Annotated in this window: 26 protein-coding genes; 23 read left to right on the plus strand and 3 right to left on the minus strand. The window is 55.4% G+C overall.

Going from position 1 to position 26,173, the window contains the following annotated elements:
• Nucleotides 1-15: 15 nt before the first annotated feature.
• From tssB to rep, 16 genes are all read left to right on the plus strand, one after another.
• The gene (gene tssB, locus C2U68_RS08360; protein WP_140912033.1) at nucleotides 16-546 is read left to right on the plus strand and encodes a type VI secretion system contractile sheath small subunit; all 531 of its coding nucleotides are present in this window, start codon (nucleotides 16-18) and stop codon (nucleotides 544-546) included.
• Nucleotides 547-549: 3 nt separating this feature from the next.
• Entirely contained in the window at nucleotides 550-2,037 is a 1,488-nt protein-coding gene (tssC, locus tag C2U68_RS08365; RefSeq protein ID WP_140912034.1) for a type VI secretion system contractile sheath large subunit, read from the plus strand.
• Between the two features lie 165 nt (nucleotides 2,038-2,202).
• Entirely contained in the window at nucleotides 2,203-2,685 is a 483-nt protein-coding gene (locus C2U68_RS08370) for a type VI secretion system tube protein Hcp (RefSeq protein ID WP_140912035.1), read from the plus strand.
• Between the two features lie 60 nt (nucleotides 2,686-2,745).
• Nucleotides 2,746-3,552, plus strand: coding sequence for a type VI secretion system accessory protein TagJ (locus C2U68_RS08375; protein WP_140912036.1), 807 nt, complete (start codon nucleotides 2,746-2,748; stop codon nucleotides 3,550-3,552).
• Nucleotides 3,552-4,052 (plus strand): type VI secretion system baseplate subunit TssE, encoded by a 501-nt coding sequence (gene tssE, locus C2U68_RS08380; protein ID WP_140912037.1) that lies wholly within the window; start codon nucleotides 3,552-3,554, stop codon nucleotides 4,050-4,052. Before C2U68_RS08375 ends, tssE begins: the two co-directional genes overlap by 1 nt.
• Nucleotides 4,053-4,058: 6 nt before the next feature.
• Nucleotides 4,059-5,945: a type VI secretion system baseplate subunit TssF gene (gene tssF / locus C2U68_RS08385; protein WP_140912038.1), complete on the plus strand. Its 1,887-nt coding sequence runs from the start codon at nucleotides 4,059-4,061 to the stop codon at nucleotides 5,943-5,945.
• Nucleotides 5,927-6,982 (plus strand): type VI secretion system baseplate subunit TssG, encoded by a 1,056-nt coding sequence (gene tssG / locus C2U68_RS08390; RefSeq protein ID WP_260839268.1) that lies wholly within the window; start codon nucleotides 5,927-5,929, stop codon nucleotides 6,980-6,982. The genes tssF and tssG overlap by 19 nt, the downstream gene beginning before the upstream one ends.
• Before the next feature lie 33 nt (nucleotides 6,983-7,015).
• On the plus strand, nucleotides 7,016-9,709 hold the full coding sequence (gene tssH / locus C2U68_RS08395) for a type VI secretion system ATPase TssH (protein WP_140912040.1): 2,694 nt from the start codon (nucleotides 7,016-7,018) through the stop codon (nucleotides 9,707-9,709).
• Between the two features lie 214 nt (nucleotides 9,710-9,923).
• Nucleotides 9,924-10,346, plus strand: a complete 423-nt coding sequence (locus tag C2U68_RS08400) for a hypothetical protein (protein ID WP_140912041.1) — start codon at nucleotides 9,924-9,926, stop codon at nucleotides 10,344-10,346.
• An 85-nt stretch (nucleotides 10,347-10,431) separates the two neighbouring features.
• Nucleotides 10,432-11,031 (plus strand): hypothetical protein, encoded by a 600-nt coding sequence (locus tag C2U68_RS08405; RefSeq protein WP_140912042.1) that lies wholly within the window; start codon nucleotides 10,432-10,434, stop codon nucleotides 11,029-11,031.
• A gap of 117 nt (nucleotides 11,032-11,148) precedes the next feature.
• On the plus strand, nucleotides 11,149-11,823 hold the full coding sequence (locus C2U68_RS08410) for a hypothetical protein (RefSeq protein ID WP_140912043.1): 675 nt from the start codon (nucleotides 11,149-11,151) through the stop codon (nucleotides 11,821-11,823).
• A 357-nt stretch (nucleotides 11,824-12,180) separates the two neighbouring features.
• Nucleotides 12,181-12,774: a DUF6931 family protein gene (locus tag C2U68_RS08415; RefSeq protein ID WP_140912044.1), complete on the plus strand. Its 594-nt coding sequence runs from the start codon at nucleotides 12,181-12,183 to the stop codon at nucleotides 12,772-12,774.
• A gap of 57 nt (nucleotides 12,775-12,831) precedes the next feature.
• Nucleotides 12,832-13,077 (plus strand): PAAR domain-containing protein, encoded by a 246-nt coding sequence (locus C2U68_RS08420; RefSeq protein WP_313901409.1) that lies wholly within the window; start codon nucleotides 12,832-12,834, stop codon nucleotides 13,075-13,077.
• Between the two features lie 44 nt (nucleotides 13,078-13,121).
• The gene (locus C2U68_RS08425) at nucleotides 13,122-15,116 is read left to right on the plus strand and encodes a type VI secretion system Vgr family protein (protein ID WP_140912046.1); all 1,995 of its coding nucleotides are present in this window, start codon (nucleotides 13,122-13,124) and stop codon (nucleotides 15,114-15,116) included.
• 238 nt (nucleotides 15,117-15,354) lie between these two features.
• Nucleotides 15,355-15,936 (plus strand): superoxide dismutase [Fe], encoded by a 582-nt coding sequence (gene sodB, locus C2U68_RS08430; protein ID WP_140912047.1) that lies wholly within the window; start codon nucleotides 15,355-15,357, stop codon nucleotides 15,934-15,936.
• A 264-nt stretch (nucleotides 15,937-16,200) separates the two neighbouring features.
• Entirely contained in the window at nucleotides 16,201-18,210 is a 2,010-nt protein-coding gene (gene rep / locus C2U68_RS08435; protein WP_140912048.1) for a DNA helicase Rep, read from the plus strand.
• 6 nt (nucleotides 18,211-18,216) lie between these two features.
• Here rep and C2U68_RS08440 read toward each other — a convergent pair whose 3' ends face one another.
• Nucleotides 18,217-19,557, minus strand: coding sequence for a DegQ family serine endoprotease (locus tag C2U68_RS08440; protein ID WP_140912049.1), 1,341 nt, complete (start codon nucleotides 19,555-19,557; stop codon nucleotides 18,217-18,219).
• Nucleotides 19,558-19,705: 148 nt separating this feature from the next.
• On the opposite strand from C2U68_RS08440, the gene C2U68_RS08445 reads away from it, so the two are divergent.
• Nucleotides 19,706-21,049, plus strand: a complete 1,344-nt coding sequence (locus tag C2U68_RS08445; protein WP_140912050.1) for a cyclic nucleotide-binding domain-containing protein — start codon at nucleotides 19,706-19,708, stop codon at nucleotides 21,047-21,049.
• Between the two features lie 37 nt (nucleotides 21,050-21,086).
• Here C2U68_RS08445 and rpmG read toward each other — a convergent pair whose 3' ends face one another.
• Together rpmG and rpmB are read right to left on the minus strand one after the other, a co-directional pair.
• Nucleotides 21,087-21,242, minus strand: coding sequence for a 50S ribosomal protein L33 (gene rpmG / locus C2U68_RS08450; protein WP_140912051.1), 156 nt, complete (start codon nucleotides 21,240-21,242; stop codon nucleotides 21,087-21,089).
• Nucleotides 21,243-21,253: 11 nt separating this feature from the next.
• The gene (rpmB, locus tag C2U68_RS08455; RefSeq protein ID WP_140912129.1) at nucleotides 21,254-21,490 is read right to left on the minus strand and encodes a 50S ribosomal protein L28; all 237 of its coding nucleotides are present in this window, start codon (nucleotides 21,488-21,490) and stop codon (nucleotides 21,254-21,256) included.
• A 138-nt stretch (nucleotides 21,491-21,628) separates the two neighbouring features.
• Between rpmB and gshB the strand changes: the two genes are divergently transcribed.
• The 6 genes from gshB (at nucleotide 21,629) to C2U68_RS08485 (ending at nucleotide 26,048) form a co-directional block, all read left to right on the plus strand.
• Entirely contained in the window at nucleotides 21,629-22,579 is a 951-nt protein-coding gene (gshB, locus tag C2U68_RS08460; RefSeq protein ID WP_140912052.1) for a glutathione synthase, read from the plus strand.
• Nucleotide 22,580: 1 nt separating this feature from the next.
• Entirely contained in the window at nucleotides 22,581-23,474 is an 894-nt protein-coding gene (locus tag C2U68_RS08465) for an energy transducer TonB (RefSeq protein WP_140912053.1), read from the plus strand.
• A gap of 15 nt (nucleotides 23,475-23,489) precedes the next feature.
• On the plus strand, nucleotides 23,490-24,056 hold the full coding sequence (locus C2U68_RS08470) for a YqgE/AlgH family protein (RefSeq protein ID WP_140912054.1): 567 nt from the start codon (nucleotides 23,490-23,492) through the stop codon (nucleotides 24,054-24,056).
• Nucleotides 24,049-24,495 (plus strand): Holliday junction resolvase RuvX, encoded by a 447-nt coding sequence (ruvX, locus tag C2U68_RS08475; RefSeq protein WP_140912055.1) that lies wholly within the window; start codon nucleotides 24,049-24,051, stop codon nucleotides 24,493-24,495. Before C2U68_RS08470 ends, ruvX begins: the two co-directional genes overlap by 8 nt.
• A 72-nt stretch (nucleotides 24,496-24,567) precedes the next feature.
• Nucleotides 24,568-25,089: a bifunctional pyr operon transcriptional regulator/uracil phosphoribosyltransferase PyrR gene (gene pyrR / locus C2U68_RS08480; protein ID WP_140912056.1), complete on the plus strand. Its 522-nt coding sequence runs from the start codon at nucleotides 24,568-24,570 to the stop codon at nucleotides 25,087-25,089.
• A complete protein-coding gene (locus C2U68_RS08485; protein ID WP_140912057.1) occupies nucleotides 25,086-26,048 on the plus strand; it encodes an aspartate carbamoyltransferase catalytic subunit in 963 nt (320 codons plus the stop codon). Before pyrR ends, C2U68_RS08485 begins: the two co-directional genes overlap by 4 nt.
• Nucleotides 26,049-26,173: the final 125 nt, after the last annotated feature.

A 26,173-nucleotide genomic window follows, 5' to 3' on the forward strand; every position in this document is an offset into this window, starting at 1 on the left:
CAACTGGAGAAGAACATGGCTGAGAGTAGTCAGAAATTTATACAGCGAAACCGGGCGCCCCGGGTGCAGATTGAATACGATGTCGAATTGTATGGTTCGGAGAAGAAGGTACAGTTGCCGTTTGTGATGGGGGTGATGTCCGATTTGTCCGGCAAGCCTTCCGAACCGTTGGCTCCCGTGGCCGACCGCAAATTGCTGGAAATCGACGTCGACAATTTCAACGATCGTTTGAAATCGATGAAGCCGCGCGTTGCGTTCCAGGTCGCCAATACCCTGACCGGCGAAGGCAATTTGAGCGTCGATATCACCTTTGAAAGCATGGACGATTTCTCGCCGGCCGCGGTCGCGAAAAAGGTCGCCGGTCTGGATAAAATCCTGGAGGCCAGAACTCAGCTGTCGAATCTGATCACTTACATGGACGGCAAAACCGGCGCCGAAGAACTGATCGCCAAACTAATTAACGATCCGACCTTGCTGCAAACCTTGGCGGCATCGGCCAAGCCAGCCGAATCCGGAGCTGAAACCACCGAAGGGCAAGGGGAATAAGCCATGGCAGAATTAGAATCGCAAAGCGCGCAAGGTGCAACCCAAACCCTGGAGTTTGACGATTTCTCCGCATTGCTGGCCAAGGAGTTCAAACCGGGTACCGAGGCGGCGAATCAGGTCAATACCGCCGTAGCGACCCTGGCCCAATACGCCTTGAAGGACGTCGCGAAAATTTCGGACGATGCCATCAAATCGATCCAGGCCATCATTGCCAGTCTGGACCAAAAAATCACCGAACAATTGAATCTGGTCTTGCATCACCCAGACTTCCAAAAACTGGAAGGGGCTTGGCGCGGCTTACACTACTTGGTTAACAACACCGAAACCGACGAGATGTTGAAAATCAAGGTGTTGAATATTTCCAAAAACGAACTGGGCAAAACCCTGAAAAAATTCAAAGGGACCGCCTGGGACCAAAGTCCGCTGTTCAAAAAGCTGTACGAAGAAGAGTACGGTACCTTCGGCGGCGAACCTTTCGGTTGTTTGGTTGGCGATTACCATTTCGACCACAGCCCGCAAGACGTCGAATTGCTCGGCGAGATGGCGAAGATCAGCGCTTCGGCGCATACGCCTTTTATCTCCGGTGTCGCGCCTTCAGTGTTGCAAATGGAAAGCTGGTCTGAACTCGCCAATCCGCGCGACTTGACCAAAATCTTCCAGACACCCGAGTACGCCGCGTGGCGGTCGCTACGTGAATCGGAAGATTCGCGCTACATCGGGTTGGCAATGCCGCGCTTCCTGAGCCGTTTGCCTTACGGCTCCAAAACCGATCCGGTCGAAGAATTCGATTTCGAAGAAGATACTTCCGGAGCCGACAGCGGCAAATATACTTGGTCCAACGCGGCCTACGCGATGGCGGTCAACATCAACCGCTCGTTCAAATATTACGGCTGGTGTTCGCAGATTCGCGGCGTCGAGTCCGGCGGTGCAGTGGAAGGTTTGCCGGTGCATTCGTTTCCGACCGACGACGGCGGGGTCGATATGAAATGCCCGACCGAAATCGCGATTACCGACCGCCGCGAAGCGGAACTGGCGAAAAGCGGATTCATGCCTTTGCTGCATAAGAAGAATACCGACTTTGCCGCGTTTATCGGCGCACAGTCCTTACAAAAGCCGGCCGAATACGAAGATCCGGACGCAACCGCCAACGCCAATTTGGCCGCGCGCCTGCCTTACCTGTTCGCGACCTGCCGCTTCGCTCATTACCTGAAATGCATCGTCCGCGACAAAATCGGCTCTTTCAAGGAAAGGGAGGATATGGAGTCCTGGTTGAATACCTGGATCAGCCAATATGTGCTGACCAATCCGGCCGTCGCCACCGAAAAAGACAAAGCCAGACGGCCTTTGGCCGGCGCCGAAGTGGTGGTTGAGGAAGTGGAAGGCAATCCTGGCTATTACCAATCCAAGTTTTTCCTGCGGCCGCATTACCAATTGGAAGGCCTGACGGTATCTTTGCGTCTGACATCCAAATTGCCGTCGCAGAAAGGATAAATTGGGTTGCTTGATCGAGCCGGATGCCTTGCGGATTGTTGTGATGAGCATTCGGCTCGCCGCGGTGAGCGGCAAGAAATTTTATAAATCCCGCATTGCCGGGACCTATAAATCCCGGGTGGCATACCCGTTTGTTTTAATGACCAAAGTGGAAAGGAGAGCAGTATGATTTTATTGAAATTTGCAACCGAAATTAAAGGCGACAGTACCGTCGAGGGCCACGCGGATTGGATCACGATTGATTCCGTGCAGTGGGGCGTAGGCCGTGCGATCAGCACCAGCGGCGCCGGTAAAGACCGGGATACCAGCAATCCGTCTTTTTCGGAAGTGACCATGACCAAAAGTATGGACGTTGCGTCCGTGGACTTGTGGATGCAGGCCATTTGCGGCAAGAGCTTGGGCACTGCGACGATTCATTTCATTCAAACCGCCGGTGCCGATACTAAACAACAGGTTTTTTTGGAGATCGAGCTTTCGGAAGCCATCGTCAGCGGCTACAGCCAAAGCAGCGGCGGCGAGCGTCCCTCTGAATCGATTTCCATCAACTTCAACCAGGCCAAAATGAAGTACAGCACCTTCGGCGAAGGCAAATCAGCCACCGCCGGCGCATTCAAAGGCTGGGACTTGAAGAAAAACCAAGCCCTTTAATCGCCGTCCCCGGCAGCCTTTGCGTTGCCGGGGATATTTTTCCGCCCCATTGGAGAAGTCATGCTCAGTGTTTCGCAACTGATTGCAAACGGAGAACTGGATCCCGCTTTGCAGCAAACTCAGCAACAGATTCGCCAGAATCCGGCGGACGCCAAACTGCGGGTTTTATTGTTCCAGTTGTATTGCGTATCCGGCTGGTGGGACAAGGCCCTCAACCAACTCAATGTGTTGCGCGATCTGGATGCATCGACTCTACTGATGGTCAGCACCTACGAGCAGGTTTTACAGTGCGAGGCCTTGCGCAAGGAAGTATTTGCCGCCCGCAAGACACCTTTGGTTTTCGGCCAACCGCAGGAATGGATGGCACTGATGCTGGAAGCTTTGAAACTCGAAAGCGACGGCAATCACGCTCACGCCGCCGAATTACGCAGCCAAGCCATGCAACAGGCGCCGGCTACGCCCGGTTCCATCGACGGTACCCCGTTCGCCTGGATCGCGGATGCCGACGTCCGGCTCGGCCCTTGTCTGGAGGCCATTATCAACGGCCGTTATTATTGGATTCCCTTCATGCAAATCAGCAAGATTCAGTTGGAACAGCCGACCGACTTGCGCGATTTGGTCTGGCTGCCTGCCCATTTCACCTGGGTTAATGGCGGCGAAGCCGAAGGCTTTATCCCGTCGCGTTACCCCGGTTCGGAACTGGCCGACGATGCGCGGATTCGCCTGTCTCGACTCACCGACTGGCAGTCGGTAGCGGCAGACGCTGCGCACGGCCTTGGCCAACGTTTATTGGCGACCGATGTCGACGATTATGCGCTGTTGGATGTGCGCAGCATCGAACTGGCCGCTGCAACGGAACCGCAATAATGGCCGATTTGCTTCACGCAGAGCGGTTACAGCCGTCCTTGTTGGACCGCTTGACCGACGATGCGCCGGAGAACCAAAAAGAAAGCCGGGAACAGCGCGTCATGTCGATGCGCCAGCTCCGGCAAAGCGTACTGCGCGATTTAAGTTGGTTGCTGAACACGGCGGCCTTGGAAAGCATGATCGATCTCGGCGACTACCCGTGCGTGGCTAATTCGGTTTTGAACTTCGGTTCGCCGGTGTTTTCCGGCGTATCGGTAACCGGAATCGATGCGAAACAGATCCAGAAAAAGGTTAAACAGGCGATAGCGAGTTTCGAACCGCGCATCTTGCCGGATTCGCTATCGGTGGAACTGGTGAAGGACAATGAGGAAATGAGCAACAAAGCCCTGTCTTTTACTATCGAAGGCGACCTGTGGGCGCAGCCCTTGCCGATTCATTTGTTTATCCGTAGCGACCTCGATCTGGAGACCGGGGAAATGAGTATTCAGGAATTGGAATAAGCGGCAATGGATCCGAAACTGCTGAAATACTACAACCGCGAATTGCAATACGTGCGGGAAGTCGGGGCCGAATTCGCCGCCGAATTTCCGAAAATTGCCGGCCGCCTGGGCCTGGATACCTTCGAGTGTTCCGATCCTTACGTCGAACGGCTGTTCGAAGGCTTTGCCTTCATGGCGGCGCGGGTACAGCTTAAAGTCGACGCCGAGTTTCCGAATTTTACCCAGCAGTTATTGCAAATCGTCTATCCGCATTATTTGTCGGCGACGCCGTCGATGACGGTGGTGGAATTCAAGCCGGATCTGGCCGAGGCGGCGTTAGCGGAAGGATTGACCATTGCTAAGGATACTGTGCTGCGCAGCTTGATTGCGAAAGGCGAACAAACCGCCTGCGAATATAGGACTTCGCAACCGGTGCAACTTTGGCCGCTGCAACTGGCGCAATTGGAATATTTGCCCAGTTTGGCGGCGATTTCCAGCAGCGGGCTGACACCGGGACGCTATCCGCCGACGGTCAAGGCCGCATTCCGCATCGTGTTGCGTACGGTCGGCGGCATTAAGTTCAGCAAGATGCCGCTGCAAAACTTGCCCTTGTTCTTGCGCGGTTCCGGCAATATTCCTTACCGCTTGTACGAGCAGTTTTTGGCCAACGCGGTGGGCTTGGCCGCAAAATTCAAAGTCGGCGCGTCCCATGGTTTCGAATACGCCAACGGCCGGGTGGCGCGTGGCATGGGCTTCAATCAGGAAGAGGCGTTGCTCAGGCAAACGCCGCGCTCGTTCGACGGTTACCGGATATTGCAGGAATATTTCGCGTTTCCGGATCGCTACCTGTTTGTCGAGTTGGAGCGGTTGAATCAGTTGACGGCGGCCTGCGACAGCGAGGAACTGGAGCTGTTCGTGCTGTTGGACCGCAGCGATTTGCAACTGGTCAACGCGTTGGACCAGAACAATTTGGCGCTGTTTTGCGCGCCGGCTATCAATTTGTTCCCGAAGCGCGCCGACCGCATGCACGTCGACCATCGCCAGTCCGAATACCATTTGGTAGTCGACCGCAGCCGGCCGATGGATTTCGAAGTGTACAGCGTTAACGAGGTTTGCGGTTACGGAAACGACCAAGCCGGCGAGCAACCATTTCTGCCGTTCTACGGTTCCAAATCGGCGTACCAGAATCAGGCTGAAACCGCATTTTATGCGCTAAGGCGGACGAAGCGGGTGTTGTCGTCCAAACAGCGCCGCAAAGGCGTGCGTTCCAGCTACATCGGCAGCGAAGTGTTTATCGCCCTGGTCGACGCGACCGAGGCCCCCTATTCCACCAAATTGGCGCAGTTGGGCGTCGAGACGCTCTGCACCAACCGCGATTTGCCTTTGGTCATGCCGGTTGGTTTGGGCGATACCGACTTTACGCTCCAGATCAGTGCGCCGGTCAAATCGATCCGTTGTATCGCCGGGCCAACCCGGCCGCTACCGGCAGCCTACGAGTCGGATACGGTGTGGCGCTTGATCAACCATTTGTCGCTGAATTACTTGTCCTTGATCGATAGCGACCAGAAAACCGGCGCCGCCGCATTGCGGGAATTATTGGGCCTGTATGCGGATAGCCGCGAGCCGGCGATCAAAAAACAGATCGAGGGCGTGATTTCGGTGGGTTCCAAGAATGTAGTCAGGCGCATCGATTCCAAAGGGCCGATGGTGTTCGGCCGCGGCCTGGAAATATCGGTATTGCTCGACGAATCGGCCTTCGAAGGCGGCGGGTATTTCTTAATGGGTACCGTGCTGGAGCAGTTCTTTGCCCGTTACGTGTCGATCAATTCCTTCGTCGAAACCGCGATTCGGACTACCGACCGCGGCGAAGTGGCCAGATGGCCGGTGAGGATGGGATGCCGCCAAACGTTTTGATCGACGAATTGCGGCAAGCCGCGGATCGCTTCGATTTTTTCGAAGCTTTGCGTTTGATAGAAACCTTGCACCCGGACAAGCCGCGGTTGGGCGAAAGTCTGAAAGCAGGGGATGATGCGATCCGCTTGTCTCAGGAACCCGGATTGGAGTTTCCGGCGTCGGCCATCTCGGCTTACGTCGCGGAGAGTGCTAATTCGGCAAAGCCCCGGCTGGCAGTCAACTTTATGGGATTGTTCGGCCCGAACGGTCCGTTGCCCTTGCATTTGACCGAATACGCCCGGCAACGTGCGCGCCACCATCACGACCCGACCCTGGCCCGGTTTGCCGATGTGTTTCACCATCGCATGATCAGCCTGTTTTACCGGGCTTGGGCCAATGCTCGACCGGAAGTGCATTACGATCGGCCGCACACCGACCGCTTTGCTTTTTATGTCGGTAGCTTGGCGGGCGTTGCCGGAGAAGCTTTCCAGCAGCGGGATGCGCTGGCGGATCGGGCGAAACTGTTTTATGCCGGCCATTTTTCCGTCCAAACCAAACATCCCGACGGATTGCGCGCCGTGATTGCCGATGTCCTGGGGCTAGGGGTGCGTATCGAGGAGTTCGTTGGCGAGTGGATGGATATCCAACCGGCCGAACAAACGCGCTTGGGTGCAAGTCCCGAAATTGCCAGCTTAGGCCAAACCGCTTTACTGGGTGCTTCGGTCTGGGGTTGTCAGCACAAATTCAAGGTCGTACTGGGGCCGATGGCGTTGGCCGATTATTTGGCATTGTTGCCGGGCGCGGTATTGTTCGAACAAGTCAAGTCCGCCGTACGGAATTACGTCGGTGATGAGTATGTGTGGGATGCCCAATTGGTATTGAAATGCGCAGAAGTACCGCCGGAAATGGCTCTGGGTGTGCCGCCGCAACAGGATAAGCGCAGTATGAACGGCTATGCCCAACTGGGCTGGAGTATGTGGCTGGGGCCGCGCAGTAGCGAATGCGACGCCGACGATTTATTGCTCGACCCATTTATCGCCGTAGGGGCGAACTGTTAAACCAACCTTAACTTTTGAACAGGAAATGTAGCGATGGCAGAAATTAGCCGAGTCAAGCTGTTTGGGAAACTCAACCGGGTTTGTTACAAAGCCGTCGAGAGCGCGACGGTGTTCTGCAAGCTGCGGGGGAACCCCTACGTCGAATTGGTGCATTGGTTGAGCCAATTGCTGCAATTGCCCGACTCCGACCTGCATCGGGCGATCAAGCATTACGGCCTGGACATGTCGCGGATTGCGAAAGAAGTCACCGAAGCGCTGGACAAGCTGCCGCGCGGCTCGACCTCGATTTCCGATTTCTCGCCGCATATCGAAGACAGCGTCGAACGCGGCTGGGTCTACGGCACGCTGTTATTCGGCGAAAACCAGGTACGTAGCGGCCATTTGCTGGTCGGCATGCTAAAAACCAAAGGTCTGCGCAACGAGCTGATCGGCATTTCCCGTGAATTTGAAAAACTGAAACCGGACAGCGTCTCCGACGAGCTGCCGAATGTGATTGCCGGTTCGCCGGAAGACGGCCAAACGGCAACCGACGGCAGCCATATCGCCGCGACGCCGGGCGAGGCCAGCGGTGCGATAGCGCCGGCGGCGATGGGCAAGCAGGAGGCCCTGAAACAATTCACCGTCGACCTGACCGAACAGGCCCGCCAAGGCAAGATTGATCCGATTGTCGGCCGCGACGAGGAAATCCGCCAGGTCATCGACATCCTGATGCGCCGCCGCCAGAACAATCCGATTCTGACCGGCGAGGCCGGGGTCGGCAAAACGGCGGTCGTCGAAGGTTTTGCTTTGAAAATTGTCGCCGGCGACGTGCCGCCGTCTTTGCGCGACGTCAGTTTGCGCACCTTGGACGTCGGCTTGCTGCAGGCCGGCGCCAGCATGAAAGGCGAATTCGAAAACCGCCTGCGCCAAGTCATCGAAGAAGTCCAAGCTTCGCCGAAACCGATCATTCTGTTCATCGACGAAGCTCACACGCTGGTCGGCGCCGGCGGCGCTGCCGGCACTGGCGATGCCGCCAATCTGTTGAAGCCGGCGTTGGCGCGCGGCCAATTGCGTACCGTCGCGGCGACCACCTGGGCCGAGTATAAAAAACATATCGAAAAAGACCCGGCCTTGACCCGCCGCTTTCAAGTCGTGCAAGTCCACGAGCCGGACGAAGCCAAGGCTATCCGCATGATGCGCGGCGTGGTTTCAGTACAGGAAAAACACCATCAGGTATTGATTCTGGATGAAGCGCTGGAAGCGGCGGTGAAATTATCGCACCGCTACATTCCGGCTCGGCAACTGCCGGATAAGGCGGTCAGCCTGTTGGATACCGCTTGCGCCCGAGTCGGCGTCAGCCAGCACGCTGTGCCGGCCGAGGTCGACGACTGCCGCAAGCGTATCGAAGCGCTGGAAACCGAATTGGCGATCATCGGCCGCGAAAAAACCGTCGGTGTCGAAGTGGTTGGCCGCGAAGAGTCGGCCAACGAAAAATTGGTAGCCGAACGCGAGCGGCTGGTGGGTTTGGAGGAGCGTTGGAACGCCGAGAAAGAATTGGTCGGCAAGATTCTGGCGTTGCGCAGCAAATTGCGTTCGGCCGGACATGCGGTGGACGGTGCAGCCGAACCAACAACCGATTCGACTGACGCGCAGGAAGACCGCGATGCCTTGTTGGCCGAATTGAAAGACTTGCAAACGCAATTGCGTGAACAACAAGGCGAGTCGCCGTTGATCTTACCGACCGTCGACCATCAGGCCGTCGCCGCCGTGGTGCAGGATTGGACCGGGATTCCGGTCGGGCGGATGGTCAAGAACGAAATCGAAACCGTGCTGAAATTGGCCGACAATCTGGAACAACGCATCATCGGCCAGCGCCATGCGTTGGAGATGATTGCCAAGCGGATTCAGACTTCGCGCGCCGGATTGGACAATCCGAACAAACCGATCGGCGTGTTCATGTTGGCCGGTACGTCCGGCGTCGGCAAGACCGAGACCGCATTGGCTTTGGCCGAAGCCTTGTACGGCGGCGAGCAGAACGTCATTACCATCAACATGAGCGAATACCAGGAAGCGCATACCGTGTCGACATTGAAAGGTGCGCCTCCCGGCTACGTCGGTTACGGCGAGGGCGGGGTGTTGACCGAAGCGGTCCGGCGCCGGCCCTACAGCGTCGTGTTGCTGGACGAGGTCGAAAAAGCTCATCCCGACGTGCACGAAATCTTCTTCCAGGTGTTCGACAAGGGCTGGATGGAAGACGGCGAAGGCCGCGTCATCGACTTCAAAAACACGCTGATTTTATTGACCACCAACGCCGGTACCGACCTGATCGCCAATCTGTGCAAAGACCCGGATCTGATGCCGGAACCGGAAGGGATTGCCAAAGCGCTACGCGAACCGTTGCTGAAGGTGTTCCCGCCGGCGCTGCTCGGCCGTTTGGTGGTGATTCCGTACTATCCGTTAAACGACGAAATGATAGGCGCGATCGCCCGCTTGCAATTGAACCGGATCAAAAAGCGGGTCGAAGAAACCCACAAGGTCCCGTTCAACTACGACGACGACGTGATCAAACTGATCGCCAGCCGCTGCACCGAATTGGAAAGCGGCGGCCGGATGATAGATGCGATCCTGACCAACACCGTCCTGCCGAAAATCAGCGAGGAGTTTTTGACCCGGATGATGCAGGGGACGCCGGTCGAACGAGTGAACGTGAGCGCGTCGGACGGGGATTTTAATTACGGCTTCGACTAGCGTAATCCTGCCGGACTGCGCCGTTCCGTAAGCGGCGCGCCTGCCAAGACCGCGCCACCAGTATCGTCAGCGTCCGGCTGAAAGACCGGCGCTTTGCCCGGGAGCTTCCGGCCCAAGCCGGTTTGCGCCCGACAGTTTACTGAAACATACGCCAGCGAGGGACCTCCCTCAAGGCGCGAGCTTAATACAATTCGAACACCCAGAGGAGTTCATCATGGCCAAATTTGCAAAAGCGTTCCTGACGAATCACATCCGTGTTTTCACGCCGAGCGATAACAAAGAAAAGTTGATCGATGAGGCGGTCAAACGGCTTAACGATCGCAACACTCGTGTCAATTCGACCTTGGTGGTCAGTTCAGTGGAAGAACAGCAGATCCTTGCTCATTGCGATTCGTTGGGGACCTACACCCGCGAAACCGTCGTTGAAATTGTCAACACCGTGAGCTATGGCATCTTCGCCGACCGGCGCAACGACCAGGTTACTGTCTACAAGGACGTAAAGTTCCAGTACATATGGGGATGGTCCAGCGAATGGAATGTCCGGCAAATTTTTCACCTGGAGCGGGTTAGTACCTATACGACGATTGACAAGACCATCAAGAAGTCCTACGTCGAAGATTTTCCGGCCTTGGGGTGAAGTCCCGGTTCGGTACCGGCTTTACTTTGAGCAGACCTAAAGCAATCGCCTTTCCGTGAAACATCACTGTGCATTGAGGTAGTCCATGACGCCCAGCGAATTATTGAATCTGATGGAATCTAGCATCATCAAGACCGGTTTTCTGCGTAACACCACTGTCTACGGACGCGCCGAATTGGTGGCACTATCGCCTGACCAGCAATTTAAAGGCGTCAACGACAAAGGCGCCGCCGTGCCTGTTTACAATTTGAAACAGACGGCCAACGCCATGGCGGGTTTCAAGTCGTATATCTGTGACTACACACCGGACAAAGTGCATTATCAAATTTTGGACCAGGAAGCGGACTACTGTTTTACCGTGACCATGAACGGTTGCACCTTTGGAATTGGTTCGCAAGCGGATGACGGTAACGTGATGGTCACCCACGGCAATATGAATTCCTCCGGTCTGGGTGAAGAGTACGGCGAAGCGGTCGATTCGCTGATGGGCAGCGGCACCTCATACATTACTCCGCACATGTATGCCCGAAAATCTGCCGACGAGACTCGAAAAAATCTGACGACGTTCGGTATCCGTATCAACGGCACCTGGAATTTTTTCTATCAGAAGTACGAAATCCTGGGCCCCGGTCAGATCAAACATCTAGGTTTATTTCCGTTTAAGACCAATATGTTGACCGGCTGATAGCGATTAGCAATCGCAGCGGCAGAGGAAAAAACCGGCAATCCGGACCGCCTTTAAGCAACGAATCAACCAAGCACTCGAAAACTTTAACAATTAACCGGGGTGGATACCATGTCAATGAGTAAGACACGAGTCTTGAGCACGATTTCAGGGCTGAGCGCGACAAATAAGAAGTGGGGAATCTGCGGTATCAACGCCTGCATGATGTTGCTATTCGATTTTAGAGCCGGGCCGCGACGGCGCGAACTGATCGATCATACCCAATTCCATACGGTGTTGATTGCTATGAGCAATTGGTTGCAAAAGATTGAGCAGACCGGTGATCCGATCAAACAAAAAATCATCGACTTTGCTGCCGATTTTGGTATGCCTGACGGAAAACAGCTAGTCTGGGACTACCACAAAACCAAAGACCAGATCACCAAGCTGTTAACCGGTGACAAATCGCAGGTGACCGAAGACAAATTGGCTGGATTGGAAATCAACCTACCGCTGCCGCCCGAAGCCATCGTGCATTTCTTGAATACAATGTATTCCGTGGACGCAGCGTTTGAAACCACGGTGAGCCAGACAGCAACCGGAATAATCGGCGTCAAGTCACCTCATGCTAAAGGTAATTCCAAATACGGCGGTCTCGGTCACTGGATTTATGGTGGACGAGGCAAATACTACACATGGGGCGATGGCTTCGATTCGATCAAAGATATTAAACCCTGGGATTTTGAAGCAATTTATCGGGTTTACTTGAAGAGTAATCAAAATGTCCGAACGACAACCCAAAAAATCGGGTAATTGGAAGCCGGTAAAAACGGATTGTTCTATTAAGGTGGCCAATAACCGATACTGCGGTAGCGACCTAGGTTGAACTAGAGTCATTCAGCAGCGTAACGAATCCGACGACTTAATCAGGATAGAAAGTTTGACGAGCGACTATGCCGGAATGGCGATTAAATTGCTGAATATTAGCGCCGGGAGAAGGCCAATTGTGGGTGGGGGAAGTTGCGAATGAATTGGGCAAAGATCGGTCCTTTCGCTGAGCTGTAAACCGGGTAGCTAACTTGGCGTTCAACGGTTAATATTTTTACCTGTGATACGCGTAATCACGGTCAGGACAATCCGAACTCAGACTCGTTGAAGATGGGAGACAGCATGACAACTGCGGTAAGTTTACGCAAAGTGACGATGCCCACGGCGGCGCAAATTTGCCGGGATATTCAGTTGGAGCCAGATGCGTTACGTTGTTTGGCCGAGGACTTGGCGCCGGCGGCATTTTTGCGCAACTTGATCGAACTTAAACTGTTCCCCGATGCCGTTCGGTTTCTGGCAAGAGCCTTGCCCAAGCGGGAAGCAACCTGGTGGGCCTGCATCAGCGCCCGCAGCGTGGTCGGACCGGATACCAAGCCGGAAGTGGTGAAAGCCCTGGAGGCTGCCGAGTTATGGGTGTTCAAGCCGACCGAACCCAATCGCAGATTGGCGAACAGCGCAGCCCACGATGCGTCGTTCGAAAACCCGGCTGCTTGGGCGGCAATGGCGGCGTTCTGGAGTGAAGGCAGTATGGCGCCGGAAAACGTACCGGCCGTGCCGCCGGCCGACAATTTGACCGGTAAGGCTGTGGCCGGGGCCGTGATGCTGGCCGCTGTGCTGACGCAGCCGGACAAATCCCAGGACAAATACCAGTTCTTTCTGGAGCAAGGTATAGATATCGCCAACGGCGGCAACGGCCGGGTCTGGCAAGCGGCTTGATGGAGGGACGATATGGGACAGCCCGCCGCACGCTTGACCGATATGCATGTTTGCCCAATGTTCACCGGACCGGTACCCCATGTGGGCGGGCCGATTTCAGGCCCCGGCGCCCCCACCGTTTTAATCGGTAATATGCCCGCTGCCCGTGCGACAGATATGGCGGTTTGCGTCGGACCTCCCGATACCATTGCGATGGGTTCCACGACAGTATTGATTGGCAATATGCCGGCCGCCCGTATGGGCGACACTTGCGCCCACGGCGGCACCATTGTCGTCGGTTACCCGACCGTATTGATCGGGTAACTCGCCGGGCTCGGTTCTTCAACAGTTTCATTTAGGATTTCGACATGTCCCTCTCTCAAGATCAACGTGTAGCCAAGGTGACCACGGCGCTGGGCGATGGTGTTTTCGCACTTTATCGGATGACCGGTAACGAAACCGTCAGCCGCTTGTTCGAATACGAATTGGAACTGTTGAGCGAAAGCGGTACCCTCGATTTGAAAGCTTTATTGGGTACCGGTTTGACGGTCCAACTGGCATTGGAGAACAGCGGTAGTCGCTGGTTTAACGGTATCGTCACTCGGGTCAATCAACTCGGCATGCTGGGCGACTTGTACAACTACCGGGTCTGGTTGCACCCCAAAGCCTGGTTGATGACCAGGGCGAGCAATTGCCGGGTTTTGTCGCCTTCTGTCGGCGAAGGCAACCAAGCCGCGCCGACCACCGCGTCCGAGATCGTCAAGAGCATACTTGGCGAATACGGCATCGTGCCGACCCTGAATCTGAACGAAACCTACCCGGAGCGTGAGTTCTGCGTGCAATATCGGGAGACGGATTTCAATTTGGTCAGCCGTTTGATGGAGGAGGAGGGTATCTATTACTACTTTAAACACGAGAACGGCAGCCACACCATGGTATTGTGCGACAACATGCAGGCGCACCAGGCGCTTGCCGGCAATGCTACGGTCAAGTATTACCCGCCCGACAATCAGGGCGTGCGCGACGAAGAACATATTTTCGACTGGACTTTCAGTCGGCAAATTCAAAGCGGCGGTTACCGCTTGAACGAGTACGATTTCGAAGCCGCCACTGCCGATTTGAAGGTGGCGTCGTTGATTGATGGCGAGCACGCGGAGTCCGGGAAGGAAATTTACGATTATCCTGGCGAATATAAAACCTCTACGGAAGGCGAGCGCTATGCCAGGTTACGGATGGAACAGGCCCGTTCCGAGCACGAGCAGATCTTTGCCGGCGGTAATGTAAGAGGGCTGGCAACCGGTCTGACGTTCAGCTTGGCCGAATATCCCCGCGCCGACCAGAATAGCCAGTACATGGTGTTGTCTACCGACATCAGCATTCGCAATAACGGTTTCGACTCCGGTGCCGGCGGCGAGGAAGAGTACCTGTGTACCTATTCGGTGATCAACACGTCTTATGTTTACCGCCCGCCCCGATTGACGCGGGTTCCGGTGGTTCAAGGCGTGCAAACCGCCGTCGTGGTTGGCGGACAGGGCGACGAAATCCTGACCGACCAATACGGCCGGGTTAAAGTCCAGTTCCATTGGGACCGGCTCGGCACCAAAAACGAGAATAGCTCCTGTTGGGTGCGCGTCGCGCAGATTTGGGCCGGCAAGAACTGGGGCAGCATGTTCATACCCCGAGTCGGCCAGGAGGTTGTGGTCGATTTTCTGGAAGGCAATCCGGACAATCCGATCATCACCGGCCGAGTTTACAACAGCGTCAATATGCCGCCGTACACGCTGGATGCCAATAAAACCCAAAGTGGTATCAAGACTCGCAGCACGCCTCAAGGCGGCACCGGAAACTTTAATGAACTCCGGTTCGAGGACAAGTATGGTGAAGAGGAAATCTATCTGCACGCGGAAAAAAACTTTACCCGTATCGTCGAGAACAACGACGTGCAGAAAATCGGGTTCGATAAAAAAGATGCCGGCGATCAAACCATAGATATCTATAACCACCGCACCGTGACCCTGGATCAGGGTAACGATAAATTGACGGTCAAGACTGGTAACCGCACCGTCGAGATTCAGCAAGGCAACGACGAATTGACCGTCAGTTCCGGTAACCGTAGCGTCAAATTGGGATCGGGCAATTTGACAGTTAAGCTCGATGCCGGCGCCATTTCGGAAGAGGCTGCGCAATCCATAGAGCTGAAAGTAGGCTCCAACAGCATCAAGATAGACCAGAGCGGCGTGACGATTAAAGGCATGATGGTCAAAATCCAAGCCGACACCCAGGCAGAGCTGAAGGGTTTACAGACTACCGTTAGTGGCGACGGCATGCTGACATTGAAAGGCGGCGTGGTGATGATCAACTAATGCGTGGTGGGTACTGTCGGGTGCTATTTTATAACACTTTGATTTTCTAGGGTTTTTAAAGGTTCTGGTTGCGGCAACGCCCGGCGCGGCCCTACGATCTGTTCTAAAAATACTAAGCTATTGAATTAAATGTGCTTTTTAAAACCAGAATAATTCTTTATTATAATGCTAGGTAATTAGGTTGGACCCGGTCCGCACCTAGTCACTGCTGCTGTTCAATCAATCTGGAGAATTAAAGATGAGTTTTGAATTACCTGCATTACCGTATGCCAAAGACGCTTTGGTGCCGCACATTTCCGCCGAAACCATCGAATACCACTACGGCAAACACCACCAAACCTATGTGACCAACCTGAACAATCTGGTTCCGGGTACCGAGTTCGAAGGTTTGTCTCTGGAAGAAATCGTCAAAAAATCGTCCGGTGGCGTGTTCAACAACGCAGCCCAAGTCTGGAACCATACATTCTATTGGAATAGCCTGTCTCCCAACGGCGGCGGCGAGCCGACCGGCGGCTTGGCCAACGCGATCGAGAGAACCTTCGGTTCGTTCGAAAAATTCAAAGAAGAATTCACCAAGTGCGCTGTCACCACGTTCGGTTCCGGCTGGGCATGGCTGGTGAAAAATGACAAGGGCGGCCTGGAACTGGTCAGCACTAGCAACGCCGGTTGCCCATTGACCGACGGCAAAACGCCGATCTTGACCTGCGACGTTTGGGAGCACGCCTATTACATCGATTTCCGTAACCTGCGCCCGAAGTACCTGGAAGCATTCTGGGCTTTGGTTAATTGGGAATTCGCCAGCGCCAATTACGAAGCTTAAGTTCTAACCCGGCGCGGACCGGCGTCCTCACAGGCCCGCCCGCGCCGTTTTTGGCTGAAGAGTACAGTACTACGGAACGGCAGAGTCCTATTCCCCTCCCTTCTTCTCGGCGCCATTCTTTTGCAAACCAGGTTTTGCCGACGGGCTAAAATAGCCTGTACCGTTCAGGAAATGCCCTGCCACAGCGTGTGGCCCACGATGAAGTACGTCTGCGGCCATAACAAGGGCGGCAAAGGCGTGACCAGCTCGTTCGATCATTCATAAATGGCTCCCAAACTCAATCCGCAACAACTCGCCGCGGTCAAAACCGTGGATCGTCCTTTGCTGGTGCTGGCCGGTGCCGGCAGCGGCAAGACCCGGGTAATTACCGAAAAGATTGCGTACCTGGTGCAACAAGGCACCGCGGCGCGGCATATCGCCGCCGTCACCTTTACCAACAAGGCCGCGCGGGAGATGAAAAGCCGGGTCGGCCGTTTGATCGACGACAAGCAAAGCCGCGGCCTGCGGGTGTCGACGTTTCATTCCCTGGGTTTGGAAATTCTGCGTAAGGAACACAAGGCGCTGGGGTACAAGGCCGCGATCACCTTGTTCGACGAGCAGGACAAACTGAGTCTGCTGAAGCAATTGATCGGCCATGGTGCCGACGGCTGCGACATCGACGCCGTCGAGAGTTACAACCATAAGATAGGGCAGTGGAAAAACGCGTTCGTCAGTCCGGAGCAGGCCTTGAGCCGGGCAGACGACGCCGAAACCGCAGCGGCGGCGCGCTTGTACCACCAGTTCAACCGCAGTTTGAAGGCCTATAACGCGGTGGATTTCGACGACCTGATCGGCCTGCCGGTGGAATTGTTTCAACGGCATCCGGATGTTCTGGAAAAGTGGCAGCATCGGATTCGCTATTTGCTGGTCGACGAGTATCAGGATACCAATATCACCCAGTACCAGTTGGTGCGGGCGCTGGCCGGTTCCTTGGGCAGGTTTACCGTGGTCGGCGACGACGACCAGTCGATTTATGCCTGGCGCGGCGCCCAGCCCGAGAACCTGAGTCAGTTGCAAAAGGATTACAGCCGGTTGCAGGTGATCAAGCTGGAGCAGAACTACCGCTCGGCCGGGCGGATTTTGAAGGTGGCCAACCAATTGATCGCCAACAATCCGCATACCTTCGAGAAAAAATTGTGGAGCGAACTTGGCTACGGCGAGCCGTTGCGGGTGTTGAGCCATAAAAACGATCTGGCCGAGGCCAAGCAAATCACCGCCGAGATCGTTCACCACCGGTTCAAGACCGGCGGCAGCTACGGCGACTATGCCATTTTGTACCGCGGCAACCACCAGTCGCGCTTGTTCGAGAAGGAGCTGCGCGAAAACAACGTGCCGTATTTCATCAGCGGCAGCGCCTCGTTTTTTTCGTTCACCGAAATCAAAGATGTGCTGGCTTATCTACGCCTGTTGGTCAACCGCGAAGACGACGCGGCGTTCTTGCGGGTGATCAACACACCGCGGCGGGAGATCGGACCAACTACGCTTGAAAAATTGGGCGCTTACGCCAACGAGCGGCATATCAGCTTGTTCCAGGCCTGTTCCGAACTGGGCTTGCAGCAGCGGCTGTCGGAAAAATCGGTGCTGCGTCTGACCCGGTTTTGCGATTGGGTGCGGGATAAGGCGCTGAAGATCGAGCGCGGTGATACCTTTGCTGAAATCGAGAAAATGATCGACGAAATCCATTATCCACAGTGGCTGGACGAGAACAGCAAAACCCCGGCCTCGGCCGAGCGCAAGCTGAAAAACGTCTACGAATTGATCGAGTGGCTGCGGCGCATCGCGACTAAAGAGGAGGGCCGCGAACAGTCGTTGGCGGATGTGATCGCTAAAGTGATGCTGCTGGATATCCTGGATCGCAACCAGGAGGAACAGGCCGGCGACCAGGTCAGTCTGATGACTTTGCACGCCGCCAAGGGGCTGGAGTTCCCGCACGTGTTTCTGATCGGCATGGAAGAAAACCTGTTGCCGCACCAGAACAGCATCGAAACCGGCAATATCGAGGAAGAACGGCGCCTGGCTTACGTCGGCATCACCCGCGCCCAACAAACTCTGACCTTCAGTTATTGCACTCACCGCAAGCGCTACGGCGAATTGGCGGAATGCGAACCCAGCCGGTTTTTAGGCGAGTTGCCGGAGGAGGATTTGGAGTGGGCCAATAAAAAACAATTGGCCCCGGAGGAGATCAAGCAGCGCGGCAAGGCCAGCCTGGCCGCGCTGAAGTCGATGTTGACCTGACGCCGACTATTGCAGCACCACGAAGAACGCTTCGCCGCCGCGTTGCAGGTTGACCAGCAGCGGCGCGTTGGGATTGACCACCTGCTTCATTTCGTCCAGGTTCCGGACCCGGTAGCGGTTGGCGGTGACGATGACGTCGCCGGGGCGCAGGCCGGTTTTCCAGGCTTTCGAGTTTTGTTCCACTTTTTCGATCAGAACTCCTTCCACCTGCTCTTTCGGGGTGACGCCGAGCGTGGCGCCGCTCAGGATCGGATGCAGTTTGGCGCCTTCGAGCTGTGGCCGTTTCGGTTTGCCTATGGTTGCTTGCACGGTTTTGCGTTCTTCGCCGCGCATGATGTCCAATTCGGCAGTGTCGCCGACTTGCAGCAGGCCGACCGCATTACGGATTTGGGTGCTACCGCCTTTTACATCCTGGCCGTTGATTGCGACGATGATGTCACCGGGTTCCAGCCCGGCTTTTTCGGCCGGCGATCCGGCTTCGACTCGGCTCACCACGGCGCCATGCTGGCTTTTCAAGGAGAAGGCTTTGACCAAGTCCGGCGTCAGATCTTGGGTGGTGACGCCGAGCAAGCCGCGGCGCACCTCGCCGTGCTGCACCAAAGACTCCATTAAACGCAGCGCCATGTTGGACGGAATCGCGAAGCCGATGCCGACGTTACCGCCGCTCGGCGCCAGGATGGCTGTGTTCATGCCGACGAATTCGCCGCGCAAGTTGACCAGTGCGCCGCCGGAGTTGCCGGGATTGATCGAGGCGTCGGTCTGGATGAAGTCTTCGTAACCTTCGATGCCGAGGCCGGAGCGGCCCAGGGCGCTGACGATGCCGGAAGTGACGGTTTGGCCCAGGCCGAACGGGTTGCCGATCGCGACGACGAAATCGCCGACTTTCAGTTGGCTGGAATCGGCGACTTTTAACGCAGTCAGATTGTCGGCCGGGATTTGGATTACTGCGACGTCGGCTTCCGGGTCGGTGCCGAGCAATTTAGCGTTCAGTTGGCGGCCGTCGGCCAGGGTTACGTTAATCTTGTCGGCTTTGTCGATCACGTGGTTGTTGGTCAACACGTAGCCTTGGTCCTTATCGATGATCACGCCGGAGCCCAGGCTGTTGCGCTGTTGTTGCTTGGGGTTGTTGGGGATGTTGAAGAACCGGCGGAAGAGGGGGTCGTTCATCAGCGGGTTTGCCTGCATCCTCACGTTGGTGGAGGTGGAAATGTTGACCACGGCCGGCATGCTTTGCTCCAGCATCGGCGCCAGTGACGGGAGGTTGGTGCCATCGACCTGCAAGGGCAATGCGGCGTTGGACTGCCAACTACTCAAGCCAAGCAAAAATAGCAGAATGATTTTTCTCATGGTGGTTATGTTTTTGGGTTGTGGTTTGTTGGATTGCCGGCATGGACACGCCGGAGCCTAATTTGTTTCCCGGAGTTTAATTAATAATCGGCTATCATAGGTTATGTTCCGTCGTTGGATTCCATACTCTTCAATCCGCACCTGACTAGTGGCTGTCGACATCCATTCCGCCGAGGGCCGGATTATCCGGCAGTTAATTCCGCTCTCCACGCTGCCGTTCAGTAAATTTGAGGCGATATGCGCCCAAATCAATATCGAATCCGCCGAAGAAGGTAAATTTTTATTTCAACGCGGCGACGAACGCAACGAGTTGGTCTATTTGCTGGACGGCAGCGTGACCTTGCAGACCGAAGCGCTCACGATTGAAACCATCAGCGCCGACAGTCCGTCAGCCCGGTTTGCGCTGGCGCATCAGATTCCGCGAAAAGTGAACGCAGTCGCTAATAGTAGAATTCGGTTTTTACGTTTGAATACCGATATGGTGAAATCGGCGCAAGACGGCAATTTCGAGGAAAACGAGAGTTTTATGGTGGTAGACGAGGTGGAAGACAACGACGACTGGATGACGACTTTATTGAAGTCGCCGGTGTTTCGTGCGTTGCCGCCGGCAAACCTGCAGAAGATTTTGATCGGTATGCAGGAACTGCGCGTCGACGCCGGGGACGTGATCGTCAGGCAGGGCGACGCCGGCGATTATTTCTACATCATCAAGAGAGGGCGTTGCCAAGTCAGCCGCAGGCCGGCGCCGAATGCAAAAGATATTAAGCTCGCCCTGCTGAGCGATCAGGATACTTTCGGCGAAGATTCGCTGATTTCCGGGGAGCCGCGAAATGTGTCGGTGACCGCACTGACCGATGTCAGTCTGTTGCGCTTGGCGAAAGAGTTGTTTTTGACCTTGATCAAGCAGCCGACGCTGAAATATATCAATTATCGAGAGTCTCAGGAATTAGTGGCTAAAGGCGCGGATTTGATCGACGTTCGCGAGCCTGACCACTATAAGCCGCTGCATTTGCCGTTGAGCATCAATATCCCGTTCTTTTCATTGCGAATGCATCTGAAAACCTTGAACCGGCAGCATCCGATCGTGGTGGTGTGCCAGAACGGCCGGATGAGCGAGGCGGCGGCTTTTATTTTGATGAGGCACAAATTCAATGCGCTGATTTTGGCCGGCGGTATTGACGAGATCGATCCGAGCTATTTGAAATCGCCGTCTTCGTTTCCGATCGACGATGGTATCGAGACTGGCAATTTCCGTGAGATTGCCGGCGACACCGCCATGTCAGCCGCCACCAGCCAAGTCTTCGCCGAGCCTTCGTCGCTGCAGGACGACATGCTAAAGCTGCGTCGCTATTTGCAACAACTAAAGACCAAATACAATATTCTGGAAGCAGAGAAAAAGGCTTTGGAGATGAAATACTTATCGCTTGCCAAGTATTCCGAAAGCCTGAAGGCCGAGCTGGAGGAAATCAAGAACGCCGGCAACCGGGGCTGACCGGAGATTCCGGCCGCCCGGCGGGCTAGAAGCGGAATTATTTGATTTTGGCTTCTTTGTACATTACGTGTCTGCGGACGACAGGATCGAATTTTTTGATCTCCATCTTTTCCGGCATGGTTTTTTTGTTTTTAGTGGTGGTGTAGAAGTGGCCGGTACCTTCAGTCGAAACCAATTTGATTTTGTCGCGCATTGTCTGTCTCCTTAAACTTGTTCGCCACGGCTACGGATGTCGGCCAAAACCGCATCAATGCCATTTTTGTCGATGATTCGCATGCCTTTTGAAGATACTCTCAAGCGTACCCAGCGGTTTTCGCTTTCCACCCAGAATCTGTGATGGTGCAGATTCGGCTCAAAACGGCGCTTGGTTTTGTTCATTGCGTGTGAAACGTTGTGCCCGCTCAGGGGGCGTTTACCTGTTACTTGGCATACTCTGGACATGACTACCTCAATGCGAGCTTTTGATTCAAAATAGCCGCGCTTTATATCAAAAAAACTTTTCCGGGTAAACCGCAGCCTGGAAAATAAATTTGATAAAATCCCCCGCATTCCCACTTGTTTCGCGTAATACAGGACTTTATGGCAATCAAACTCGGCATGGTCATGGATCCCATCGGCCAGATCAATATCAAAAAAGACACCAGTTTTGCCATGTTGCTGGAGGCTCAGGCCCGCGGCTGGGAGCTGCACTACATGGAGTTGTCCGATCTGTTTATGCGTAACGGCCATGCCTATGCCCGCAGCCGCCTGCTCGAAGTCAAGCGCGACGAGAAACAATGGCACGCTTTCGGTGCCGAGCGGCAGATCGAATTGTCCGAGCTGGACGTCATCATGATGCGCAAGGATCCGCCGTTCAACCAGGAATATATTTACGCCACCTATATGCTGGAGCAAGCTGAACGCCAAGGCGTGTATGTAGTCAATAAGCCGCAGTCGCTACGCGATGCCAACGAAAAAATGTTTACCGCCTGGTTTCCGCAATGCTGCACTGATACTTTGGTGGCGCGGGACCCGCAAAAAATCCGCAATTTTCTGGCCGAACAAGGCGAGATCATTTTGAAGCCGCTGGACGGCATGGGCGGCGCCTCGATTTTCCATGTGCGCGAGGGCGACCCCAATCTGAGCGTGATTCTGGAAACCATGACCGGTCACGGCAGCAGTTACATCATGGCGCAACGTTACTTACCGGCGGTGAGAGACGGCGACAAACGAATCTTGATGGTGAACGGCGAACCGGTGCCGTATTGTCTGGCGCGGATTCCGGCCAGCGGCGAAAGCCGCGGCAATCTGGCGGCAGGTGGACGCGGTGAAGGCCGCGAATTGAGCGCGCGCGACCGTTGGATTGCCGAACAGGTCGGGCCGACATTGCGGGAAAAAGGTTTGGTGTTCGTCGGCTTGGATGTGATCGGCGATTACCTGACCGAAGTCAATGTCACCAGCCCGACCTGCGTCCAGGAGTTAGATAAGCAATTCGGCATCAATATCAGCGCGCAATTGATGGACCACATTGCCGCCCAAGTGCAAGGTTGAAATGCAGGCTCCGCAGTTGACGCCGACCCCGCTGTCGCAAGGCGATTCGCTGATCACGGCTTTGTTTCTGGCGGCGGTGGTCCACGTCGTGATTGTATTGGGTATCAACTTTACCTCGCCGAAACCGGCAAAGATGGATAAATCGCTGGAGATCACAGTGGCCCATACTCCGCTGAAAAAGGCGCCGAAGGATGCCAAGTATCTGGCTGCGGAGCATCAGCTCGGCGCCGGCGAGCAAACCCAAAAACCGGAGCCTTTGCAGCATAAAGAGGCGGTAAAGTTTTCGCCGCCGAGTCCGCCGCAGAAAAAAGTGGTGCCGCAGCCGATGCCGGTTCCGGCCAAACCGGTCACCGAAAAGGTGCTGGTCCAAGCCAGGGCGCCGGTTAAGATTGCGGCAGAGCCGGAACAGCCGGTGGAAACACCCGAGCCGGTTGAGGTCCATGACGCCGCCCCCAAATTATCCCCTGAAGCCCTGCAGCAGCAGATCGCACAACTGGGCGAGCGGATTCGTAACAGCCAGCAAAGTACCCAGGAATCGAAAATCAAATTCGTCAACTCGATCAGTACCCACAAATACCTGGCAGCGCAATACGTCAAGGATTGGGAAGACAAGGTTGAGCGTACCGGCAATCTGAATTATCCTGAGGCGGCTCGCAAAAAAGGGGCCTCGCAAATCTTGACGATGGATGTCGGCATCAGTGCCGACGGCAGTATTTACAGTATGCGGATTGTTAAATCGTCCGGAAATCCGGCGCTGGACGATGCTGCCAAGCGCATCGTCAAGATGAGTGCGCCGTTTGCGGCGTTACCGGACGAGTTGTTGAAAGAAGTGAACGTTTTGGTGATTACCAGGGTCTGGAAATTCTCGGACGAAACCGGTATGACCGCCCGTTAGCCTATGAGCACTGCCATGACAGACGCAACTTATTTGAACAATCAGTTTTTGATCGCGATGCCCGGCCTGGCCGATCCGCATTTCTTTCATACCGTCACCTACCTGTGCCAACATAATGCGGAAGGCGCGCTCGGTATCGTGATAAACCGGCCGACCGGTATGAAGTTGAAAGATATTTTCGAGCAGATGGGCATCAAATCCGAAATCGAAGCCGTGTTGAACACGCCGATTTTCGCCGGTGGCCCGGTGCAGCAGGAACGCGGCTTCGTGATTCACAATGCCTGCGAGCAGCGTTGGGATTCCAGTATTTCCACGGCGGAAAACATCACCTTGACCAGTTCCCGCGACATCCTGGAAGCCATCGCCCAAGGTAGAGGCCCAAGCCATTATCTGATCGCACTGGGTTATGCCGGTTGGGGTAGCGGCCAGTTGGAGAAAGAAATCGTCGAAAACGCCTGGTTGAATACGCCTTGCGGCGAAGCCATCCTCTATGAGACGCCGATCAGCCAGCGCTGGAATGCCGCGGCCGGTCAGCTCGGCATCGACATCAATCGTCTGACCACGCCGGCCGGACATGGTTAAAATCGACCCGTTGGCTGCCAAATTAAGCAGCGACGCCTATTTGGGATTCGATTTCGGCAATAAAAAAATCGGCGTAGCCGTCGGTTATGCCGGCAGCGGCATCGCCAGTCCGCTGCAAACCATTCGTTCCTTGAACCAGGTGCCGGACTGGAGCAGGATCGGCCAACTGATCGCCGAATGGCGGCCGGCCGGCTTGGTCGTCGGCATTTCCCGGCAAGCCGACGGTTCCGACAACGTGGTGACGCCGCGGATGCAGAAGTTCTGTCGCCAGTTGCAGGGGCGTTACAATTTGCCGGTGCACCAGATCGACGAAGAGCTGACCACGTTTGCCGCCAAACAGATGCTGTTCGACGAACTGCAACTCAGTGCGACCAAACTATGGGCGGTCCAAGACCAGCTTGCCGCCCAATTGATTTTGCAAAGTTGGTTCGACCGATAACCGCGGATTTCGGTGCGGATTGGTTATGCCCCGCGCCCGGCCGCCAACAATAACAAAATGCTCAACCACACCATGTCTATCGATTCTTTGAACATCGACGTCCTGCTGGACAATCTGGAACTTGCCATCCGCCAGCAGATCGGCGAACGAAAACTGCAAAATCCGCTGCTGATCGGAATCCACAGCGGCGGGGCTTGGGTTGCTCGCCACATGCACTTGCGTTTGGGCATCAGCGAGCCCTTGGGTTTGCTGGACATCACCTTTTACCGCGACGATTTTTCCCAAATCGGCATGCATCCCAAAGTCAAAACCAGCCAATTGCCGCCGCATCTGGAAGGGCGCGATATCATTCTGATCGACGACGTGTTTTACAGCGGCCGTACCAGTCGCGCCGCACTGAACGAGATTTTCGATTACGGCCGCCCCAATCAGGTCGTGCTGGCGGTGTTGATCGAGCGCAACGGCCGCCAAATTCCGTTGCAGCCCGATTGCCGCGGCATCCGTATCGATTTGGCCGAGGGCCAGCGGATTAAATTGACCGGTCCCGACCCGCTCGGCATCGAGATTCAGGATTTGGCCGGAGTCGCGGCATGACCCGGCATCTGCAACTGACCGAGCAAGGCAAGCTCAAACACTTTCTGACCATCGAGGGCCTGGATCGGGAGTTGCTGACCGAGATTCTGGACACGGCCGAATCCTTCGTCGGCATGTCCGAGCATCAGGTCAAGAAAGTGCCGTTGCTGCGCGGCAAGACCATCGTCAATCTGTTTTTCGAAAACTCGACCCGCACCCGCACCACGTTCGAGCTGGCTGCCACCCGGCTGTCGGCCGACGTGTTGAACATGGATATCGCCCGTTCCGCCACATCCAAGGGCGAAAGCCTGCTCGACACCATCCGCAATTTGGAAGCGATGCAGGTCGACATGTTCGTCGTGCGCCACGCTTTGAGCGGCGCCGCCCATTTCATCGCTCAACAAGTGGCACCCCACATCAGCGTAATCAATGCCGGCGACGGCCAGCATGCCCACCCGACCCAGGCCATGCTGGATATGTTCACGATTCGTCAACATAAAAAACAATTCGAGGGCCTGAAAGTCGCGATCGTCGGCGATATCCTGCATTCGCGGGTGGCACGCTCGCAAATCCTGGCTTTAAATGCCTTGGGTGTGGCCGAAGTCAGAGTCATTGCGCCGAAAACGCTATTGCCGGCCCAGGTCAAAACCATGGGCGTGACGCCGATCCACGACATGGACGAGGGCTTGGCCGATGTGGATGTGCTAATCATGTTGCGTTTACAAAAGGAACGGATGAACTCGGCCTTCCTGCCCAGCGAAAGCGAATTTTTCCGCTGCTTCGGCTTGACCGAAGCCAAACTGCAACGGGCCAAACCCGATGCGATCGTGATGCATCCGGGCCCGATCAACCGCGGCGTCGAAATCGCCTCCAGTGTTGCCGACGGCCCGCAGTCGGTGATCCTGCAGCAAGTCAGCAACGGCGTGGCGGTAAGGATGGCAATCATGTCAATGACCATGCAAAGCGGAGGTACGGCATGACAAAATTTCAGGGCAGAAATTTTGCACTGCCGGCGGTAGCCCGGCAGAGTAGTGAGCATGGATGCGGCATGACAAAATTTCAGGATAGAAATTTTGCACCGCCAACGGCGGCCCGCCAGGGTGCC

The sequence above is a fragment of the Methylomonas koyamae genome, from assembly GCF_006483455.1.
Lineage (GTDB): Bacteria > Pseudomonadota > Gammaproteobacteria > Methylococcales > Methylomonadaceae > Methylomonas > Methylomonas koyamae_B.